Raw genomic sequence first — 21,792 nt, forward strand, 5'->3', positions numbered from 1 at the left:
TATCTGCGGAAAGTTCCAGGCTAGGGGGTTTTGTAACAAACTACGCCAACTTCAACCTTGCAGTCCACCACCAGGTCGCAAACAGAGCAGATCCGCGCAGGTGGATTTTCGCCGAAATTTTCCTTGAAGACTTTATTGAAGGATTGAAAATATCTGGCATCGGTGAGAATAACGGTTACGTGGATAACATCGGCCGCACTGTAGCCCGCCTTATCCATGATCGCGAAACAGTTGTCGATCGCCAGTTGCGACTGCGTCACAATCCCGCCTTCCACCACTTCACCGTCGCGCATTGGGGTCTGCCCGGAAACATAGAGAAAGCCACCGGCTTCAACGGCACTGGAAAATGGCAAGTGTTGGCCACCGGTACCCGTGCCGCCCTCTGCGCCAAATCGCTGGATACTACTGTTGGGAATCATAGAAAGAACCACCTGATGTTTCAGTTATTGATCCGGGAATCACTGCGGAACAAAAAGGTTCCACTGCGACTATCCTGCACAACGCCGTCAGCATAGGCGCAAACGCCGTTGACCCAGACCCGGTGAATTCCGCGCGTTGGTGCCTGCGGGGCTGCGTAGTTCGCCACAGATTCCAGCTCGGAATAGTTCATCAATACCAGGTCCGCCGCATATCCCTCGCGAATCAAGCCGCGTTCCTGTAGAGAAAAATTCGCGGCGGACAGCCCACTCATTTTCTGTACCGCTGTGGGTAGATCAAACAGCGCCAGGTCGCGCCCGTAATGCGCGAGCACGCGCGGAAATGCCCCCCACAATCTCGGGTGTGGGTGCGGGTCATTGGGCAGACCATCAGAACCGACCATGGTCAATGGGTGCGCGAGAATCTTCTGGACGTCTTCATCGCTCATGCAGTGGTATACCGCCCCCGCCGGCTGAAGTTTTTTTGCTGCATCCAGCCGGGAAAGTTTCCAGGCCCGGGCGATTTCCGATAGCGAACGTCCCCCCTGTTCCGGGTAGGGCTTGGACCAGGTAATAAAAATTTCGATGTCGTCTGAGACTTGCTCCAGGTCGAGAGTGCTGGAGCTGGCGGTATACGGATAACAATCGCAGGCGACTTTCTGTTTGTGGCTGGCATTTTCGAGCATGCCCAACACTTCCCCACTGCGCCCCCAGTTTCCCCGCCCCGCACATTTGAGATGGGAGACAATCAGCGGTACACGTTGTTCACCGGCAGTCATCAGTGCTTCGTCCAACGCCTCCAGTATCCGGTCGAACTCGGTGCGCAAGTGCGTGGTATAGACTCCGCCCTGCTGCGCGAGCTCCGCTACCATTTCGAGTACTTCAGCAGTATCTGCACATTTGGCACTGCCGTAGGCAAGACCGGAGCTGAGGCCGATGGCACCCTGCTGCAACGCCGCCCGCAATTGCGCACGCATGGCGGCCAGCTCGGCGTCCGTCGCCGTGCGCTGCAGGTCGTTCATATGGTTGTTGCGCAGAGAGGTGTGCCCGACTAACGCCGCCACATTCACATTCGGGCGGGCGTCTTTCACGGCACTGGCGTAATCGGAGAATTGCGCGTAGGCAAACCGGGAACGATCACCGAGCAAATTCAGAGGATCGGGTGGGTCGCCTTTGAGAACCACCGGACTGGCGCTGATTCCGCAATTGCCGACGATAACCGTGGTTACCCCCTGGCTGATTTTCGCGGGGACCTGCGGGTTGTGGATAACTTCGATGTCGTCGTGAGTGTGGACGTCGATAAAACCGGGGGTGAGGTACAGCCCTCTGGCGTCGATGAGTTCTGTCGCCGGCGAGGTAATGGCGCCGGGCGCGGCAATCCGCTGGATACGGCCTTTGGCAACGGCGATGTCGGCGGTAAACATATCGGCTCCACTACCATCGACAACCGAAGCACCGCGAATCACCGTATCGTACGTCATTCCATTTCCTTTGGGCCTACTTCAGGCTCACGCGCGAGAGATACTCCGTTCAGTCCCCCAGTGGCAGGCGATCTTCGCCGTGCTTGTGACTGTCCAGAGTGTGCTTGAGTCGCCGCAGCGCCTCGCGGCTTTTACGTTTTTGTTTAACGGCCAGCTCCGTGGCCAGCACATCAATGGCAGCAAGCATCACGTAGCGCGCGGCACTGGGTTTAAAGATGTAGTCGGTTTCCAGCGGCTCCATCGGCACCAGGTGGTGCAGTATTTCGGCCAGCGGCGAATCTGCAACGGTCACACCCAATGTCGTTGCGCCGTATTCCCGCGCAATTTCCGCTGCCTCCTGTACGTCCGGACTGTAGCCGCCCATGGACAGGCACAGCACCACGTCATTGCTGTCGATGGTGGAGGCCGCCATGCGCATCAACATGGGGTCCGAGTAGGCCGTGGCCGGGAACCCGAGACGAAAGAAGCGGTGCTGACATTCCTGGGCCAGGACAGTGGAACCACCACCCACGCCAAAAATCAGAATCTGCCGCGCCTTCGCTAGTGCCTCCACCGCGGGCTCGATAACCGCTTCGGTAATCAAGCGCGCATTGTGGTCCAATGCCGCCTTGATCTCGTCGTATATACCGTAATTTGCACCCGGCTCCGCCTTGACCTCGGTGTAGAACCGCTGCCCGACCGCGAGCGCCTGGGCAAGGCGCAACTTCAAGTCGCGTACATTTTTACAGCCCACCGCCTTCGCAAAGCGGGTAATGGTAGCCTCGCTGACACTGGCCTTGTCCGCCAACTCACTGATACTGGCGTGTGCGGCAAAGCCGATGTCGTCCAGCACCAGGCGCGCAATCTTCTGCTCTGCGTCGCGCAACTGGCCATAGTGGGCATTGATTTTGGTAACGATATCCGGTTCGTGAGTCACGGCAGGGTTCCTGTTCTCCTGGTGTTCCTGATCCTGCGGTTGCGCAGGCTGGCCGCCTCGTTTTGGTTTTTTGGCGGACGTCTGAAGCGGATTAGGATGTTACTGAACTCGGTGCAGTATATGTATCGTGTTTGTTACTTTCAATACCGCATTTATTTATGTGATACTTTCTACCACAAAATTTTGTTCGAATTGAGATGGAGTTGGCCTCATGTGTGCCGCATTCAGCCACCAGCAACCTACCGCTAACGCCAGCCTGCTGCGAGAGGAAATCCCGCTGCCGGCGGCGGTCATCTATCACTCGCGACTCCAGCACAACCTGCAGTGGATGCAGGCATTCGCCGACCAGCGCGGGGTAAGGCTCGCCCCCCACGGTAAAACCACCATGACGCCGTCTTTATTCCGTATGCAACTGGCCGCTGGCGCCTGGGGCGTGACCGTCGCAAACCCGCAGCAGGCAAGGATTGCGGCAGAAGCGGGAGCAACCCGGGTACTGATAGCCAATCAGCTGGTCGGCCTTGCAAATATGCAGTTGGCCAGCGCGCTGTTGCAGGACTTTCCGCAAGGGGCGTTCTACTGCCTGATCGATTCGGTGCAAAACGTTCGGCAGCTGGGGGCGTTTTTCCAGGACCAGGATCAGAACCTGAAACTGTTGCTAGAGATCGGCGTACCCGGCGGCCGCACTGGCTGCCGCATTGCCGCTGAAGTGGGGGCGCTGTGCGATGAAATTCAACGCTGGCCGCAATTGCAGCTCGCCGGTGTGGAAACCTATGAGGGGCTGATTCATGGCGAGTGCGCGGAAACGCGCGTAACAGAGCACCTGCAGAAGGTCCGGGACCTCTGCCTGGATCTTCTGGCAGACGACAGATTTGATACGGAATCCGTCATTCTGAGCGGTGCCGGCTCCGCCTGGTATGACCTGGTTGCCGAGGTATTCACTGATCACCATGCGCCCCGCATTCTTCCGGTGTTGCGCCCGGGCTGCTACGTCACACACGACCGGGGTATCTACGCGGAAGCACAGGCAGCGGTGATGCAGCGGCTCGAAGGCCATTGCTGCCCACCGGGAGACCTCCAGACGAGCCTGGAAGTATGGGCTTATGTGCAATCCCTTCCTGAACCGGGCATGGCGATTCTGAATTTCGGCAAGCGCGACGCCGCCTACGATGCGGGGCTACCAAAACCAGAACTGCATTTCCGCCCGGGCAAAGACTCAGCACCACGCGTTGCGGATCCACGCTGGCAGCTAACCAACATCATGGACCAGCACGCCATGCTGGAGATTCCGCGAGATGCAGATATTCAGGTGGGCGACATCATCGCGTTGTCCACATCACACCCCTGCCTGACGTTCGATAAGTGGCGGCAGATTGTGATTATCGACGACGACTACAACCTGCTGGAAACAGCGGAAACCTATTTCTAGCTCTTTCTCGAGCAACCAGAAATAACGAGCAGGAACATGGCAACTTCACCCTTCAAGATGGGCGCATTGACCGGCTTCGCCATGATTATGCTGGCGTCAATAAGCGACGCCAGCCCCGCACAGCTCAGGTACGACCCGCAACTACCGCCACTGATGCCCTACCCTCGCCAGGTCCACGCACTCCCCGGCGACCCTGTACGTCTGGATCAACACAGCCGCATCTGCAACAGGCAACCAATTACACCGCGCCTTCAGCGCGCCATTGACCGATTCCGGGAGCGGCTACACCGGCAGCAGAATATAGAATTACCACCCGCCGCACACTGCGCAAAGCTTGTTCAGCGCGCGGGGACAAGTCGATTCGAAATTTCGTTGCAAGGTGCACCGGATAGCACGGAAAAAGGCACCGACGAGAACACACTGGCGGCACTCAACAAAAACCGGGCGTTCTACCGCCTGTATATCGACGCCGATAAAGTACAACTCAGCGCGCACAGTGATGTGGGGTTACTCCACGGGCTGCAAACACTTTCACAATATATTGGCACTGACGAAAACCAGTCGACCGCCAGTGCCCGGTTACTGCCAGCAGTTCAGATCACGGACTATCCACGCTTTCGCTGGCGGGGACTGATGCTCGACTCTGTGCGCCACTTCTTTTCCGTTGACACGATCAAACGGCAACTGGACGGTATGGCGGCGGCCAAACTGAACGTTTTCCACTGGCATCTTACCGACGATCAGGGCTGGCGATTACAAAGCAGCGCCTATCCACGCCTGCACGAGACCGCACCGGACGGAAAATTCTATACCTGGAATCAGGTACGCGAGATTGTCGCCTATGCCGCGGATCGCGGTATTGTGGTGGTACCTGAAATCGACATGCCGGGACATGCCAGCGCGATCGCGGTTGCCTACCCCGAGCTTATGTCAGCCCCGGGGCCGTATAAGCCGGAAGATCGCTGGGGAGTCCACAAGCCACTCCTGAACCCCGCCAACCCCGCGGTTTATATCTTTGCGGAAAAAATACTCGGAGAAGTCGCCGCGCTGTTTCCGTTCGAGTATGTGCATATCGGTGGTGATGAAGTCGATCCCCAGCACTGGGAAAACAACGCAGATATTCAACGGTATATGCAGGAAAAGCAGATTGAAGACAGTCACGCCCTGCACAACGATTTCAACAGCAGGCTGGCGAAAATCCTCAACCGGCTAAACCGCAAAATGATCGGTTGGGATGAAATTCTGCATCCAGGCCTGGAAAAAAATGCAGCTGTGCAATCCTGGCGCGGCCCCGACGCACTCGGTGATATCGCCCGTGCCGGGCATTTCGGTATTCTTTCCACCGGTTTCTACCTGGACCAGCCCCAGTACACCAGCTACCACTATCGCAATGGCATCATGCCCAGACCGCTGCAATTCCCACCTATTCAGGCGGACGAGCAGTGGAAATCCTGGCAATTCAGCGCACCTCGCAAGCGGGGCAGCCCGGTAAAGGGCAGCTTTGCCCTGGTAGAGTCACCCACTGGCGATCTCCGCGGCACTATGAGCTTCACGGGCAAGGCCCCGCAGCGGCTACAGGATATCGAGCGCACAGGCCCTTACACGACATTCAGGCTGGACACCTGGATGGGTCCACTCCGCGCACGACTCCGCCTGCAGGGAGACGCGTTGAGTGGCGAGTTTGTGGTCGGCAATACGCCCTATCACCCCACTGGCAAAGTGGTCGGAAGCAGCAGCCTCGATGGTAAAAACGGCTTGTTGGTCGACACGCCGGCACCACTGAACGGCGACCAGAAAAAGAAAATCCTCGGCGGCGAAGCGGCCTTGTGGGCGGAAATGGTCGATGAACACAATATCGACCTGCGTTTGTGGCCCCGCACTTTTGCCGTCGCTGAACGCCTCTGGTCAGATAATGCGCTCCGGGATGAAGAGTTTCTCTATCGACGCTTGTGTACCATCAACCACTGGGCGGAAAGTGCCCTCGGCCTGCAGCACAGGGCCCAGCAGTTGGCTGCCGTTAAAAAACACTTTCCAGAAGAGCTACAGACCCGCGCGATGGATTTTTCCGCGGTACTGGAACCCGCGCACTACTACCATCGTCACCACGAAAAGTCGGCCAGTGAAACCTACTCGCGCCGCGATCCGCTGAACCGCTTCGCTGACAGCCTGCCGGTGGAGAGTATCGCGCTGCGCGATTTTCGCCAGCTCCTGGACCGCCTGCCAGAAACCCCGGATTCCCTATTCACCCGCGCGCGACTCGACAGTGGCCTGCAACATCTCAAGCGCGCCGGCATCGCCGCAGATGCACTTCTCCAGCATCGCGATCAACTACATCCCGAGATTCAGATACTCGCCGAGCGGGTGCGGCAGCAGATGGCACTTTCACTACTGATAGCCGATCGTTTTGCCGACCGAGAGGCATTTTCCGCGCAGGAAGAGGCCGATATTCGCAGGCAATTGGCAACCCTCAAGGGAATGCATGCAGAGGTAGTACTACCCGCGGTATATGTGCTGGAGCGGCTACTGGATCGCCTGCAATATTCAGGCATTAATAAAAACGAACAAAACAAAGAGCACTATGGCTAACTTTATACGTACTTCCCTGCTGACCCTGGCCATTGCCGGCAACACCATGGCATCGACCGGCAGCGAAACCAGCGACTGGATGCGGGAGGGCAGCTTTACCAATGGTGTGGAAGGCCCGGTAGTCGGCCCCGACGGCAGCCTCTATGCCGTCAACTTTGCCCGCCAGGGTACGATTGGCCGGATCACCGGTAAAGACCGCGGCGAGGTTTGGTTACAGCTACCGGAAGGCAGCACCGGTAACAGCCTGCGTTTCCACGACGGCTTTATGTATGTCGCCGATTACACCGGTCACAATGTCCTCAAGATAGATCCGGCCCGCAAAAAAATTATACAAAAATTTCACAACCCAAAGATGCACCAACCCAATGACATCGCCATCGCTGGCAATGGCACCATCTATGCCAGCGACCCGGACTGGAGCACAGACAGTGGACAGTTGTGGCGCATCACCCCAGAGGGAGAATTCACGCTCCTGGAGAAATCCATGGGTACCACCAACGGCATTGAACTGAGCCCCGACGGGCGGAAACTGTATCTCAATGAGAGTGTGCAACGTCGAGTCTGGGTATACGACGTGTTAGACAACGGCAACCTCGGCAACAAACAATTACTGATGAAGTTTGATGACTTTGGCCTGGACGGGATGCAATCGGACTCAGAAGGCAACCTGTATATCACCAGGTACGGAGCCGGGGTCGTTCTCAAGGTTTCTCCGGCGGGGGAAGTGATTTCGAGCATTCGCCTGACCGGACAACACCCAACCAACATTGCGCTGGGCACCGACGGCCGCACCGGCTACGTAACCATGCAAACGCGTGGTGCTATTGAACAGTTTTCCACAGCGCCGTAATAGAGCTGGTCGCCATACAATCAGCAGCCTCGCCAAGCCCCCTAATAACGACATAACGATATAAAAACAAAAAGCCCACCGGCTTTTGGCCGGTGGGCTTTTTTATTCAAACGGCCCGGAGATCACCGGGCTTATGAATCAGAACTTGGCACGCAGGCCAAGTGCGTAGCGACGGTCGGTGATGAAGTTCAGGGAGTCCGTACGCGTTCCCTCCTGATCCAGCTGCAACTGAGTGCGTGTTTCGGTATTCAGGATATTACTCGCCTCCAGGCCAATCTGAATATTATCCGTAATATCGTAGTAAGCAGAACCATCCAGGAAACCGGCGGCCTTCGCATACACAGGTGCAAATTCATTGGAATCGCGACGGGTTACCAGGTAATCGGAGCGCCAGTTGTAGGCGAGACGCACGGAAATATCTGCATACTCGTACATACCGACAATGTTGTAGCTCTCGTCCGAGTAACCCGGTAGCGGCAGATCCGTAAATGCGCGGAAACTGTTGCGGGCATCGTAAATCGGCTCACCGGTGGTATCGAAGCGTACCGCGCCCAGCTGTTCATCGCTCATAGGATCATTCAGGTCGTTCTGATCGATGTAGGTGTAATTTAACTGGACGCCCAATCCGCTCCAGGCACCGGGCAGGTTATCGAAGAACTGGCTGTAGGCAATCTCGAAACCCTGAATGGAACCGGAACCATCGTTCGCCGGCCCGTTGAACGAGACCGTTTCGGTAATTCCCGTGCGGGGATTGGTGACCTCCTGGCGGAAGGGGCGCTCGCGGAACAGGTTGTCGATGTTTTTACGGAACAGAGCCAGCGACAGGGATCCGGCATCCGAGAAATACCATTCCGTCGTCAAATCGAGATTGGTCGCCTCTTCCGGTTCAAGGAAGGGGTTGCGTGCCGTACCATTGATCTGAATGCTTCCGGGCGTAATGCCAACTACCGGGCCGTTCTCACCATCGCGCTGGGTTTCATAATCCAGGGTTACGATACGGGAGTTACGGGTATCCTGCAGGTTCGGGAAATACAGGCTCTGGGATGCGCCGAACCGCACGATCACATCCTCCATTACATTCACCGCCAGGTTAAAGCTTGGCAGCACGGTACTGTAATCGGTGCCGTCAACGGTGCTCACACCTCCGAGACCGTCGGCAAATGCCTGCAGGTTTTCGCTCAGGAACTCAGCCCCTTCGCCACCCACCCGCGGCATCACGGTGTAGCCGGTGGACTCCAGCTGGTAGTTCACGTATCGCAGGCCAAGGTTACCGCGGTAAGGCATGTCCAGCGTGTCGTCCGCGAAATCGAAACGCACATAGGCTTCCTGGCGCTTTTCGTTAGTGGAGGTGATGTCGTGTGGTGCGAACGGGCTTCCCGGCGCGACACGGCCGGCCATGTCCACCATCGCCTGGTAGCAGTCCGGATTGCTCTGGCCCACCGCAGATGCACCCCCCGGGTTGGTATCGCCGTAAGGTGACGTGTTGAAACCCTGCTCGCAGGCGCGGCGCATGAAATTGGCGAAATCTTCCGCAGACGCCATCTTGATAAACAGGAAGTCGTCGCGGCCATTCAGAACGTTTTCCTGGTAGAAGTCGCTCCAGTTCTGACGTTCAAATTCGCCGGGAATCCGATTGTAGTCCCCGTTCATGGATAGCACCGTATTCCACGGGGTGTTCACCGTACCCCAGTTGGAGTACTCCGTATCACGCACCGTGAGGTCTTTGTCGGAGCTGTAGATACCACCGCTCAACGTACGCGCCCAGCCATCGCCCAGCTCGTATTCCAGATCGAGCTTCACCGCATTCATGTTCGCGTCGGAATCCACCGCGGTATCCAGTGCGGTGGCAAGAAATACGTCCGGGCGCTGGCCGTCCCAATTGGGTGTGTAGTCCGGTTCGAACAGGCGATCGCTCAAGAACTCGATACTCGGACGACTACCGCGCAAGTCCAGGTACACATCCGATACGGAATACTGGGCCCGGGTATTGATGCCGTTATTGATCATTTGCTCGGTGGCATCCACTCGCTGGACATCAAGGCCGACATTCAGCCGGTCTGTCGCCTGCCAGTTGATATTGAAGGACAGGTCTTCCACCGATGTTTCGGTGTTGTTGTACCGGGTGGACAGATGCATGGGCATCTCCGGGCCGAAGCTGATCACACCACTGGTGAACCGATTGTTACTGTCCCAGGTGGGCATCATGTCGGCGGATACGTCGGTGCGCACACGGGAGTCCCACCACTGCCCCTGAGCAAAGCCCTGGGCCTGGGGACCAATCACGTTTTCGCGCCACTCAAGAGAGGCATCGGAGCGCACGTACTCCACCGTGGTGATAACGCTGTCATCCGGACTCTGCCACTGGAAAGAGGTGGCAAACCCGGTGCGCTCGCGATCGTTCTCGGCGCTGCGCAGGGAGTACTGGCCCGGAGTGTAATAAACGGAACCCGCGGGCTGGTCGGTAAATGCCGGGGGGCCTTCCAGCGGGGAGTCTGGAGCGGTGCCACCAATGGCCGTTTCATCCCAGGGGGGCGGCACGTTGATGTGCGCATCGCCGCGAGAATAGAAGTTGGCTACACCAATGCCATCACCGCGGGTGGCAAGCTCGGAGTGGGACGCAGAAATCAGGAAGCCGAAATCACCCGCATCGGTTTCCCAGACGTCACTGAACAGGCCCGAGGTGGTCGGGGTGGTCTCTTCACGAAAATCGCCGTAATTCGTCTTTACGGTACCGGCAATAATGCGCTCACCGGAATCGAGGGGCTTGCGGGTAATCAGGTTTACGGTGCCGGCAATACCGCCGGCAATCATATCGGCGGTCTGGTTTTTGACCACTTCCACCGCGCCCAGCAGCTCGGGGGAGATATCTTCAAAATTGAGACCGCCGCTGCGTGTCGCACTGAAGGAGTCGCGCCCGTTGATTTCACTGCGAACACGATCCAGTCCGCGCACCAGCACCCCGGTACCTTCGTCTGCGTAATGGTTGGGATCATCCGAAGCGGCAAAGCGCTCGATACTGACACCCGGTACCCGCTGCAATGCTTCGGTAACAGACTTGTCTGGCAGTGCGCCGATATCGGACGCGGTAATCACGTCTTTAACCGTATCGCCGTCTCTTTTCAGATCCTGGGCGGACTGTAACGTCGCGCGCATATCGCCGTAGACCACAACCTCTTCTACCAGTGCATCGTCGATTTGCTCTGCTTCCTGTGCAGCAAGCTGCCCGGGTAACAAGCCGTAGACCGCACCGCAAACAGCGATACTGAGCAGCTTCTTATTAAAATCGGGATTGAATTTCCTTGGCATGACGAACCCTCGGTGATGTTTATCTTTTTATTGCTATCTGCGCGACCACCTGCACTATCCACCATAAAAACTGGCCGCGCCCTTTACCCCAACGCGGTGCATAAAAAGTGCTCCGGGACCTCCCTAAACCGGCAATACAACGGGAGCCCCGACTGCGAGCGATACAAGGTGAACATCACAAATTGACTGGTGATACCAGCGCATAAGAGAAACATACCAACCGAGAAAATAACTTTCAATAAAAAGTTGATTTAATGTTAGAAACTTTCAGGCGAGTGGGAGAACTGGAAGGTTGTGGGATGGGAAGCGCGGAAAATAGCTGGAATATCAACAACACTGGAGCGGTCCGACACAGGGGATTCACCCCCACAAGTGTCGACCAGCGCACATTTTCTCGCTTCACCCCCAGCCAATCTCTGCAAATCCTGCGGCTTCGCGCACACTAGAAGAGCCGCAACCAAGCTCTTTCGAGCCATTTGCAAGTACTCACAAACCTACAGTTTGGTGGTGTGCCGGGTCACAGCAGTGAGAACACGGCGTCAAAGGATATTTACACGCCAAAAATCCCCGGCCATTATGTAGGGATAGAAAAAACACAACGAAGAAAGCAGGCAGGCCGCGATGACAAAGCACTACCTTAGAATTGATATCGTCTCAGATGTCGTCTGCCCCTGGTGTGTCATCGGCTTTCAGCGCCTGCAACAGGCCCTCGCCAAATTCCCCGGACAGTTTGACCTCAATATCGTCTGGCACCCATTTGAACTGAACCCGCAAATGCCGCACTCCGGCGAAAACCTGCGCGAACATATCACCGACAAGTACCGTATCTCCGACCAGGAAAGTGCAGAAAACAGGGATCGGCTTACGGAGATCGGTCGGGAGCTCGGTTTCACATTCAACTTCACCGACGAGATGCGCATCTACAACACCAATCAGGCTCATCGCCTGCTCCACTGGGCCGAGCCCACTGGGCACCAGACTGATCTGCAGATACGCCTGTTCGAGGACTACTTTACCAACGGCAAAAACCTCAACCACGAAGAAGTACTGTTGGATGCCGTAGAGGCCGTCGGCCTGAACCGGACAGAAGCATCGCAAGCGCTTCAGGATAAAGCGATCGCCGGGCAGACCCAGGCCCGTGAAGAGCAATTGCTGTTACAGGGTATCCGCGGCGTGCCGCTGTTTATGTTCAATCACGAGCATGCGATCAATGGAGCCCAGGAAGTCAGTGCATTCGAGGCGCTATTACAACAACTGACAGAATCCGCTAGCTGATCCCGCGCTCGTAAAGGTTCATCCAGCAGCCCGCCACCGCGGGCCGCTTTCACTATGTGTCCCCCCTATCTTCTAAAGTGTTAACAATCTTTTACGCATCTTTACTTCCGTGAGGGCAACCTAGCCTCGCGCTCGCAGTCCTAGCTCCCGTTCCCACTGCGAGACTTTGACCATGACACACTTGAAAACCGCGGCACTCCTGAGCGCCGTAACTGTTGCGCTGGCTGCCTGCGCAAGCGCTCCAGACACCCCACCGGTCTATTCCGAATCCTTCATTGCGCATATCACGGAACAGGGAAATCGGATGTTCACATACTCCGCCAGCCTGAGCATGGAGCAGCAAGGGAGGATCGGCAGAGGCGGGCGTGGCCCGGGAGGAGGAGGAAAAGGGGGCGGACCGGCCGGAGGCGGTCGCGGCGGTATGGACGGAGGTCCCGGTGGCGGAATGGCAGGAGGCATGGACGGTTCTCCCGGTGGCGGTATATCCGGGAGGATGCGCGAAAACCCGGAGAAGGCCGCACGCGAACGACTGGATACCGTCCTTGCCAGCACCAACTACTGCCCCCACGGCTGGTTCACCATAGAGCAGACCGCGCAACAGGGCTCAGTGGAAATCAAAGGCGAATGCCGGGCTCGATAAATCGACCTGCTCTCCCAAGCCAGAATCTCTCCCTACAGGCCAGCCGAAAATGCACGAGAAAATGAACAATCAAACATCGAAAGTTTTAATCAATCCCAGCCACCAGCCGGAAAATAAGCTGGATACCACCCCACCAAAATACACATTGAGTCGCCGCAAGTTACTTACCACTCTGGGGATTTCCACCCTGGGGCTGACCGGTACTGCCCTCCTCACCGGCTGCGGCAGCGGCGGGTCGTCCAGTGGCACAACCAGCCCCGGGGACAATTCGGTCAACTCTTCATCCGGAAGTTCATCCGGTGGAGGCTCCGGCAGCAGTTCCAGTGGCGGCGCTGGTAGCTGCACCCTGATACCCGAAGAAACCGAGGGCCCTTACCCGCTCACCGCTGTGCTGAGTAATTCTGCGATGGTGCGCTCAGAAATTACCGAAGGTAAAACCGGGGTACCGCTCACACTTGTGTTGAACCTGGTAGATGTCAACAACAACTGTGCACCGATCACCAATGCTACGGTTTATGTCTGGCACTGTGACAAAGATGGGGTCTACTCCGGCTACGCGCAGCCGGGTGCGGATGCCCGGGGAGAAACCTTCTGTCGCGGCATTCAGGATGTGGATAGTGACGGTATGGCGTTGTTCGAAACCATTTATCCCGGCTGGTATACAGGACGGATCACTCATATTCACTTCCAGGTTTTCCTATTCAGTAGCGGCACGGCCTCAGCCACCTCACAGATTGCGTTTCCCGAGGAAATAACCAGAGCAGTTTACGATTCCGACCTTTACAAAGAGCATGGGCAAAACTCTTCGGTAGGCAATTTCACACAAGACAACGTTTTTAGCGACGGTGTCACCTACCAAATGGCCGAGGTAACGGGCGATATTGAAAATGGTTATGCAGCTTCCTTACAGGTAGGTATTGCGATATGAGCTGAAACTATTGACGATGAGTGAAAACTGGCCTGAAATGCTTGCGATCATTAAAAACCGAGATATGGGAAAACCTTATGGCAATTCAGGCCAGGCAATTCATACCGCTATTAACTTGTATTATTGGTATTGCCAGTTGCGGCGAAAAAAAGACGTCACTGCCACCACAGGATCAGTTTCTACAGCACCTCGCCGCCTATTGCGGGAAGGCATACTCTGGAGAGATTGTCACCAATGAACCGCGCTCCGATGAACCAGATGCATTTGAAGGCAAGCAACTGGTGATGCATGTGCGCGGCTGTGAAAATCCAGAAAAAGAAATCCGCATTCCCTTCCATGTGGGAGAAGATCACTCCCGCACCTGGATACTGACACGCACTGAGGATGGAATCCGTCTCAAGCACGATCACCGCCACGAGGACGGCAGTGAGGATGCCGTCACCATGTACGGAGGGGATACCAGCAGTGGGGGAACGGAAAACCGGCAGGAATTTCCCGTGGACCAGGAATCTATCGAGACTTTCAAACGCGAGGGATTGAATGCCTCACTGGAAAATACCTGGGCGATGGAGATTCACCCGGGCAAAACTTTCGTGTACGAGCTGACCAGACCCAACGGCCGCGAATTCCGCGTCCAGTTCGATCTGACCAAACCCGTCGAGACACCACCAGCACCCTGGGGCCACTGAGCCCCGGGGATGGTGATAGCCACGCATTAATGCGCCAGCAAGTAGTCCGCGTGGAAACGCAGGTGCTGCTCGATAAACGTGGCGATAAAGTAGTAGCTGTGGTCGTAGCCGGCATGGAATTCCAGCTTTAGCGGGTAGCCCGCCGCGTCGGCCGCCGCTTTGAGTGCATTGGGCTTTAGCTGCTCTTCCAAGAATTGGTCGTCCTCTCCCTGGGAGACCAGCATGGGCAGCCGCTCCTGGGCCCTGCTGAGCAGAGAGGTCGCATCGTACTCTTCCCACAGGGTCGTATCGGCACCCAGGTACGCAGACAGGGCCTTTTCTCCCCAGGGACACGCAATCGGGTTACAGATGGGGCTGAACGCCGATACCGAGGCATAGCGGCCCGGGTTTTTCAGGGCGATGGTGAGGGCCCCGTGCCCGCCCATGGAATGCCCGGAAATCGCCCGCCGATGGCTCACCGGGAAATTGGCTTCGACCAATTGGGGCAGTTCTTCCACCACGTAATCGTACATCTGGTAATGGGGCTTCCAGGGCGACTGGGTAGCGTTGACATAAAAGCCCGCACCCTTGCCCAGGTCGTAACTTTCACTGTCTGCCACTTCATCACCGCGCGGGCTGGTATCCGGAATCACCAGCGCGATCCCCAGCTCTGCGGCCATACGTTGGGCGCCGGCCTTCTGGGAAAAGTTTTCGTCGGTACAGGTCAATCCCGAGAGCCAGTAGAGCACCGGAAAACGCTCATCCTTTTCTGCCTGGGATGGCAGGAAAATGGAAAAGCGCATATCGCAGTCGAGCACTTCGGAGCGATGGGTGTACTGGCACTGGGTGCCATCGAAGCTATGGGTTTTGCTGACAAGTTCTACGGTCATCGGCCTGCCTTACTTGTAGTGAATCACACTGCGAATACTTTTACCCTCGTGCATCAGATCGAAGGCTTCATTGATTTTTTCCAGCGGCATGGTGTGGGTGATAAAGTCATCCAGCTGGAATTCGCCCGCCATGTAGCGCTCCACGTAATCCGGTAACTGGGAGCGCCCCTTGACGCCGCCAAAGGCGGTGCCGCGCCAGACCCGTCCGGTAACCAGCTGGAATGGACGTGTGGAAATTTCCTGTCCGGCACCGGCCACGCCGATAATCACCGATTCCCCCCAGCCTTTGTGACAGCACTCCAGCGCCGAGCGCATCACGTTGACGTTGCCGATACACTCGAAGGAATAATCCACACCACCATCAGTGAGCTCAACGATCACTTCCTGGATGGGCTTGTCGTATTTCTTCGGATTGATGCAATCGGTGGCGCCGAGCTTTTTCGCCAGCTCGAATTTCCCTTCGTTGATATCAATGGCAATGATCCGCGAGGCCTTGGCGAGACGCGCCCCGATAATCGTCGCGAGACCGATACCACCGAGACCGAATACCGCCACCGTGGCACCTTCTTCCACCTTGGCGGTATTTGCCACCGCACCCATACCGGTGGTCACGCCGCACCCCAGCAGGCAGATCTCCTCCAGTGGTGCGTTCTTGTTCACCTTGGCCACGGAAATTTCCGGCAGTACCGTGTACTCGGAAAAGGTGGAAGTGCCCATGTAGTGATAGATGGGCTTACCGTTGACGGAAAAGCGTGTGGTACCGTCGGGCATCAGGCCCTGGCCCTGGGTGGTGCGGATCTTCTGGCACAGGTTGGTCTTGCCGGATTTACAGAACTTGCACTCACCGCATTCCGGGGTATACAGAGGGATCACATGGTCGCCCACCGCAACGCTGGTTACCCCCTCGCCCACAGACTCCACGATACCGCCGCCTTCGTGGCCAAGAATGGCCGGAAAAACACCCTCTGGATCATCGCCGGAAAGGGTAAAGGCGTCCGTGTGACAGACACCGGTAGCCATCAATTTGATACGCACTTCGCCGGCCTTGGGTGGCGCGACTTCCACGTCCTCGATAGACAGAGGCGCGCCCGCCTTCCAGGCAACCGCCGCTTTACATTTGATGGTCTCTGCAGACATATCCAATCCTCTCCTGATACTCATCGGCGAGCGCCGAACCTGGGCCAAAGCTTAACAGATCCACCGAGCGCAACGCCGCCCAATCGCACACTCCGGGGGCAGGTGACGCAAGATTGCACTCCACTGGTGCCCGTGGAATTTGTCGGCGATCTTTGCTGCTCTCAAGGTAGCGCACACGCAGTGCAGCAGGGCGGCTCATTAGAACGTGAAAGAAGGATTAAAAGTACATCAGGGAAATTGGCCCGGTCCTTGCTCCACTAAGGGTAAACACTACAAAGGCTCGACAACGATGACAGATCACCAGTGGCTGATGACCTCGCAGGCCCTCAATCTCCTGCGCAAATTGCGCAAACGCATTCAGGCCGAATTCGATATCAGTCTGCGCTTTTCCGATTTCGACTTTGAACCCCAGCTGGCGGAACTCAAGCACCGCAGCCACGATGACGAATCCCTGAAACTGATCGCGCAACTGGAATCCCTGAAAGGCGGCCCTTTCCTCACCGGCAATGAACCGCCGGAGCGCCTCTACCGCGGCCAGCGGGTACTGAAAGAACAGGGCAAGAAGGATATTTACGAAATGATTTACGGGGAGGAGTTGGCGCTGCACGATGGTCGCGGCGCATCCAGCCAACCGCGTAAAATGTATCGCGGCCAGCCGGTTCTAAACTGAACCGGCCAGGGGGCTTGCCCCTTGGCCCGGGCAAGCTTTTTTGAGAATAGTTAGCGCCGGGCCAGCCTCAGCAGCGCATCCGCTTCCAGGTCATCTTCCACCTGATCCAGCACTTCTTCCGCGATCTCGGCCAGCAGCCGCTCGGTGGCCTCGCGGGTAGTATCTTCCACCACACCGCCATCTTTCGGCGCTTTGGTGCGATAGCGGGCCTGCAGTTTCAACTTGGCGATATCCACAGTCCCCTCGCGCAATACATGCGCGCCGATGGCCCCCTGCAGACGATAGTGGAACTTGCCATAGGCGGTCATACTGCCCTTTTCCAGGTCATAATCCTTGGTGCTGAAGATATCCAGGATTTTCTGGCGAATGACGACATCGAAATCGGTGTGCAGGGTCAGCGGTGCGCGGTTGGTCACCAGGTGCACCCGTTCATCGTCGAAGAATTCACCAAACTGCATTTGTACCTGCTGGTCCAGATACTGGCTGAACTCCTCACTGGCTTTTTTGCGAATCTCGCCGAGACCACCGTTGCTGCCAGATAGTGCGAGCAGCAGCTGCAGGTTGTTACCGGTGAGCGGGGTAGGCGCTTCGATCTTGATCTCAACCGGGGTTACCGCCAGCCGGATCAGAGGGTCCTCGCTGCCCATGCCCATCCAGCCCTCGGATGCTTTGGCGGCCGCTACGGGTGAGAACACCAGTAACGCAGACAGCGCGGCAAACGGCAGACGACAGGCCGAAGTGCGAAAAGAGGAAAGGTTCTGATTTTTTCGGAACATAGTTTTAGCTCCCTTGGTTTCTGGTATGGCCAGATTGACCGCGCGAGGACGCGGACCTGGTGGCGCACTAACCATTTATTCCTTTAGCCCTTGCAACCAACGGGCCAGATATAAGGAAAAACCGGGCGGGAAGCTATTACAATGCCCTTTTCATACATTTTCGCGTGTTTTTTGCAGGTTTTTGCCCGGTGATCGCGTAAGCAACCCTAACCGGGCAAGTTCTGCAGGAGAACCTTAGTGCAGCAGGCGCGCGCGCAGCAGGGCCAGTTCAGCCGAATCTACGTCCAGCTCCTGTTCGATATACGCCTCCACAGAGCCGCTCTCGCGCTCCATTTCAGCAAATGCAGTTTCCAGCCAGGAGACTTCTACGCCGGCGAGTACCCCGCGCACTTCTGGCGGCAACTGAGAAAAGAACGCGAACATACGCTTTTCCTTGTCGCTGGCATCTTCCGGCAATTGCATCAATTTCTCACCCTTGAGGGTCTGGTTGGACAGCATATAGTCCTGTTTCACCGTCTCGCGATCGACCCCCAGGGCCGTGAGAATCAGCGCTGCACCGATACCGGTGCGGTCCTTGCCCGCGGAGCAATGGAACAACAGGGGCTCATCGCTCTCGATCAGTTTCTGGAACATGGCGCGGTAGTGGGGAGTCTGCTGTTTCACCAGGCCAACGTAGCCCTGGTCCATCAGCCCAACCAGGTCTTCCTTGGCAAAATCCGGCTTGGACATGACCTTGGCGAACTCCTGTTCCCAGTTGCCCATGTCGTAATCCCAGGTCAGCTCCATGACACTGCCCGCCTGCCAGTTGGTGGGCTCATTGGTGCGCTCATCGGTGGAACGGAAATCGACGATGGTGGAGATCTCGCGGTCGCGCAGGTAGTCGTAGTCGTCAGACGTCAGGTGAGTCAGCACACCGGAGCGGTATAGCTTGCCCCACTTAACCGTCTTGCCATCTTTGGTCTGGTAACCGCCGAGATCGCGGAAGTTGCGCCCGCCCTCCAGCGGCAATACACGGGTGTGCTCGACCGTTGGTGCGATATCGGCCGGTGTGCCTTGCTGTGCACTGGCGGCGGTGAGTGCATTGCTGTTCAGGGTATCGGTGGCCGCACAGCCGCCCAGTGCCAGGGTCATAGCAGCGGCGATAACGCCGTAAGCAAATCTGTTTTTCATTGTCTGCCTCAATATTTTTGAATTCGATACCGGGGATCACACCCCGGCGATGTCATTAATCGGGGATGTGTTAAAAATTGACGCGGAAGCCGGCGAGATAGCGGCGGCCGTAGCTTTCCACCTGGTTCGGTGTGCTCTCGTCGCCGGTGTAACGCACATCCTGCTCATCGGTGAGGTTGTTGGCGTTGGCGTAGACGGTGACATCGGCGCCGAACACCGGTGTCGGCAGGTCATAGCTGATGGCGAAGTCGACGCGCTTCTGCGCCGCCCAGTAATCATTCATGCCGACGTTTTCGGTGGTGGAGAGCCAGTCGTCACGGAACTGGTGGTTAAGGCGAACGGAGATGCCTTCCATTTCGTAGAACACCGAGGCGTTGACGATGGTCTCGGAAGTGCCCGGCAGGCTGTGACGGCGCCCATCAAGGGTTTCGAATTCGCTGTCCAGCAGGGTCAGGTTGGCGCTGATACCGAAGCCGTCCAGAACCGGCAGGAAGTCCGCCGCCTGTGCAATGGCATTGAACTCGGCACCGCGCATTTCGCCATTACTGCCGTTGACATACTGGGTGTAGGTCCAGCTGTCGCGGCCGACTTCCGGCAGGTATTCATCACCGGCAATCACGCCGCTTTCCGCGTAGATCACATTGTCGATACTGCGCGAGAAGAGCCCGGCACTCAGCAGGCTGGCGCTGCCCGCATACCATTCGATCGCCGCATCCACACCCCAGGATTCCTCGGCTTCAAGCTGCGGGTTGCCCGCCATTACACTGCCCTGCAGCATGTCCACCATGTCGGCACCGCGCCATTCGGAATAGGTCGGACGGCTGACTCCGGTGGAGGTCGACAGGCGCAGTTTCACCTCGTCGGTGAGGTCCACATTCAGGTGGGCACTGGGCAGCACGTTGGTGAAGCTGTCTTCGAAATTGCCCGTGGGGCCTACGCTCAGGTAATCGGTATTTTCCACCCGCGCACCCAGTACCAGGTTGCCCCAGCTGTAGTCGGTATTCACCATGGCGTAGCCCGCGGTGACGTCCTCTTCGATACGAATCGCCTGTGACGCGTTCGGGGTCAGCGTCAGGCCTCCGGCGGCCGTATCCCAGGCTTTGCGCAGCGCCTTGTTGTCGTAATAGGTCGCGCCAATGCCGTTACTGAACTGGCTTTCCCAGGCTTCGCTGGTGGCGAAGGAAGAGATATCCACATCCGCCGGGATGCCGCCCATGGCGAACACGGTGCCGTACCCTTCCGCTTCGCGGGCGTCCAGCTCCACACCGGTTTTCAGCACGGACTGCTGGCCAAACAGCATCAGGTCGCGCTCGGCGTCCAGCTTGAACTTGGTGGCATCGATATCCATCTTGGTACCGATCAGCATGCCCAGGTCTACCGCGTAGTTGATATCGTTCATGCCGATCGGCGCCTGGGCGCGAGGGTCGATCAGGTTGTCTACCGCAGGGTCGTACAGGTCGCTCACGTCGAAACTCGCCATCACGAACCCGCCCATGCTGCGCGGCATCGGCAGGAACATATTGTTTTCGGTTTCGGTGAAATTGACGCGGGATTCCAGGCGCCACTCGCCGAGAGCCAGATCCGCGCCCAGGGTGTTGGTAAAGGTGGAGTTTTCGTAGAGACCGTACTCCAGCGCGCGCCCTACCAGGGCGAACTGATTTTCCCCCACGGCACCGGTTGCCTGTGGCGCACCCACCGCTTCGGCACCACCGGCAAAATCGAATACAAACTGGTTGCGCTCTTCGAAATCCTGGAATTCGTTGTACAGGGTGCTGATAAAGACGCGCTCCAGCGCGCCGTCACCGCGGAACTCAAAGCGGCCGCCGTAGGCGCGGTCTTCGCGGGTCACCTTGTAGCTGCGGAAATCCAGCTCATTGACCAGCAGCTCGCCGCTAGTATCGCGCTCGATATCGTACTCGCGGTTGTCGGTGGTCTGTTCGCGGCTATTCTCGGAGGTAAACAGGGAGAAACCGAAATTGTCATTGGACCAGGAAGTGCGCAGGCCCAGTTTTTCGATGTCGCCGTCCCCGAGCTGCTGGTTACCCATGCCCACGTCACCGGAGAAGGCCCAGCCTTCCTTCGCAAACGGGTCGAAGGTGGAGATATTGATGTAGCCGGACACCGCCTCACCGGGCATATTCGGCATGATCGCCTTGTTGGCGTCGATGCGGCTGGTGATCACAGACGGGAAACTGTCAAAGCGCGGCACACGGCCGTTCTCGGCACCGGGGATACTCAGGCCATCGATGGCCAAAGCCGTGTAGCGGAACGGTGCACCGCGGAAATTGATATAGCGGGCCTGGCCCTGGTCCCGCTCGATAGCGAGGCCCGGCACACGACCGAGGGAGTCCGCCAGGTTCTGATCCGGGAACCGGCCGATGGTATCGGCGGAAATAATGTCGACATTGTTATCCGCATCGCGCTTGGCATCGATGGCCGCCTTCTGGCTGTCGCGAATGGGCGACGCCATCACCACGATCTCTTCTACCGCCGCGCCGTCAATCTTTGCAGCATCCACGGCCTGCTGTGCCATTGCCCCCTGGTTAACACCTGCCGCAGCCAGTGCAATCAGCAGAGACAGTCTGCTGCGAGAAAAATTGTTCATCGTTTATCTCCGAAGCTGTTTCTTCGAATAAATAGAATTTGGTCTTGCTTGG

17 protein-coding genes are annotated in these 21,792 nt (G+C 57.2%); 8 read left to right on the top strand and 9 right to left on the bottom strand.

Translation table 11 applies throughout. The features are described from left to right. Positions 1–20: 20 nt before the first annotated feature. From ACONT6_RS14150 to ACONT6_RS14160, 3 genes are read right to left on the bottom strand one after another with little or no spacing between them, the layout of a single operon-like run. Entirely contained in the window at positions 21–419 is a 399-nt protein-coding gene (locus ACONT6_RS14150; protein WP_428819088.1) for a RidA family protein, read from the bottom strand. A gap of 20 nt (positions 420–439) precedes the next feature. After that, positions 440–1,897, bottom strand: a complete 1,458-nt coding sequence (locus ACONT6_RS14155; RefSeq protein WP_428819089.1) for an N-acyl-D-amino-acid deacylase family protein — start codon at positions 1,895–1,897, stop codon at positions 440–442. Between the two features lie 49 nt (positions 1,898–1,946). After that, positions 1,947–2,813, bottom strand: coding sequence for a MurR/RpiR family transcriptional regulator (locus tag ACONT6_RS14160; RefSeq protein ID WP_428819090.1), 867 nt, complete (start codon positions 2,811–2,813; stop codon positions 1,947–1,949). Between the two features lie 211 nt (positions 2,814–3,024). On the opposite strand from ACONT6_RS14160, the gene ACONT6_RS14165 reads away from it, so the two are divergent. The 3 genes from ACONT6_RS14165 to ACONT6_RS14175 are packed head-to-tail and all read left to right on the top strand — an operon-like array spanning position 3,025 to position 7,675. Then, positions 3,025–4,239 (top strand): amino acid deaminase, encoded by a 1,215-nt coding sequence (locus tag ACONT6_RS14165; protein ID WP_428819091.1) that lies wholly within the window; start codon positions 3,025–3,027, stop codon positions 4,237–4,239. A gap of 36 nt (positions 4,240–4,275) precedes the next feature. Further along, entirely contained in the window at positions 4,276–6,825 is a 2,550-nt protein-coding gene (locus tag ACONT6_RS14170) for a beta-N-acetylhexosaminidase (protein ID WP_428819092.1), read from the top strand. Then, a complete protein-coding gene (locus ACONT6_RS14175; RefSeq protein ID WP_428819093.1) occupies positions 6,818–7,675 on the top strand; it encodes an SMP-30/gluconolactonase/LRE family protein in 858 nt (285 codons plus the stop codon). The genes ACONT6_RS14170 and ACONT6_RS14175 overlap by 8 nt, the downstream gene beginning before the upstream one ends. 138 nt (positions 7,676–7,813) lie before the next feature. On the opposite strand, the gene ACONT6_RS14180 is transcribed toward ACONT6_RS14175, so the two are convergent. Then, positions 7,814–10,981 (bottom strand): TonB-dependent receptor, encoded by a 3,168-nt coding sequence (locus ACONT6_RS14180; RefSeq protein ID WP_428819094.1) that lies wholly within the window; start codon positions 10,979–10,981, stop codon positions 7,814–7,816. Positions 10,982–11,602: 621 nt separating this feature from the next. Between ACONT6_RS14180 and ACONT6_RS14185 the strand changes: the two genes are divergently transcribed. The 4 genes from ACONT6_RS14185 to ACONT6_RS14200 all read left to right on the top strand — a co-directional run bounded on the left by ACONT6_RS14185 (position 11,603) and on the right by ACONT6_RS14200 (position 14,513). Beyond that, positions 11,603–12,256: a DsbA family oxidoreductase gene (locus tag ACONT6_RS14185; RefSeq protein ID WP_428819095.1), complete on the top strand. Its 654-nt coding sequence runs from the start codon at positions 11,603–11,605 to the stop codon at positions 12,254–12,256. Between the two features lie 445 nt (positions 12,257–12,701). Then, a complete protein-coding gene (locus ACONT6_RS14190) occupies positions 12,702–12,896 on the top strand; it encodes a hypothetical protein (protein ID WP_428819096.1) in 195 nt (64 codons plus the stop codon). A gap of 61 nt (positions 12,897–12,957) precedes the next feature. Continuing rightward, positions 12,958–13,824, top strand: a complete 867-nt coding sequence (locus ACONT6_RS14195; protein WP_428819097.1) for an intradiol ring-cleavage dioxygenase — start codon at positions 12,958–12,960, stop codon at positions 13,822–13,824. A gap of 77 nt (positions 13,825–13,901) precedes the next feature. Beyond that, complete coding sequence (locus ACONT6_RS14200; RefSeq protein ID WP_428819098.1) at positions 13,902–14,513, top strand: hypothetical protein; 612 nt, start codon at positions 13,902–13,904, stop codon at positions 14,511–14,513. A 26-nt stretch (positions 14,514–14,539) separates the two neighbouring features. Here the strand turns inward: ACONT6_RS14200 and fghA are convergent, their stop codons facing one another. Further along, entirely contained in the window at positions 14,540–15,382 is an 843-nt protein-coding gene (gene fghA, locus ACONT6_RS14205) for an S-formylglutathione hydrolase (protein WP_428819099.1), read from the bottom strand. A gap of 9 nt (positions 15,383–15,391) precedes the next feature. Next, the gene (locus ACONT6_RS14210; protein ID WP_428819100.1) at positions 15,392–16,519 is read right to left on the bottom strand and encodes an S-(hydroxymethyl)glutathione dehydrogenase/class III alcohol dehydrogenase; all 1,128 of its coding nucleotides are present in this window, start codon (positions 16,517–16,519) and stop codon (positions 15,392–15,394) included. Positions 16,520–16,808: 289 nt separating this feature from the next. On the opposite strand from ACONT6_RS14210, the gene ACONT6_RS14215 reads away from it, so the two are divergent. Continuing rightward, positions 16,809–17,189, top strand: a complete 381-nt coding sequence (locus ACONT6_RS14215) for a hypothetical protein (RefSeq protein WP_428819101.1) — start codon at positions 16,809–16,811, stop codon at positions 17,187–17,189. A gap of 50 nt (positions 17,190–17,239) precedes the next feature. Here ACONT6_RS14215 and ACONT6_RS14220 read toward each other — a convergent pair whose 3' ends face one another. The 3 genes from ACONT6_RS14220 to ACONT6_RS14230 all read right to left on the bottom strand — a co-directional run bounded on the left by ACONT6_RS14220 (position 17,240) and on the right by ACONT6_RS14230 (position 21,740). Next, positions 17,240–17,965 carry a hypothetical protein gene (locus ACONT6_RS14220; protein ID WP_428819102.1) on the bottom strand — a complete coding sequence of 242 codons (726 nt, stop codon included), beginning with the start codon at positions 17,963–17,965 and terminating at the stop codon, positions 17,240–17,242. A 234-nt stretch (positions 17,966–18,199) separates the two neighbouring features. Then, entirely contained in the window at positions 18,200–19,135 is a 936-nt protein-coding gene (locus ACONT6_RS14225; RefSeq protein ID WP_428819103.1) for a tyrosine-protein phosphatase, read from the bottom strand. Between the two features lie 70 nt (positions 19,136–19,205). Next, a complete protein-coding gene (locus ACONT6_RS14230; RefSeq protein WP_428819104.1) occupies positions 19,206–21,740 on the bottom strand; it encodes a TonB-dependent receptor in 2,535 nt (844 codons plus the stop codon). Positions 21,741–21,792 lie beyond the last annotated feature (52 nt).

Source organism: Microbulbifer sp. MCCC 1A16149, assembly GCF_050368945.1.
Classification (GTDB): domain Bacteria; phylum Pseudomonadota; class Gammaproteobacteria; order Pseudomonadales; family Cellvibrionaceae; genus Microbulbifer.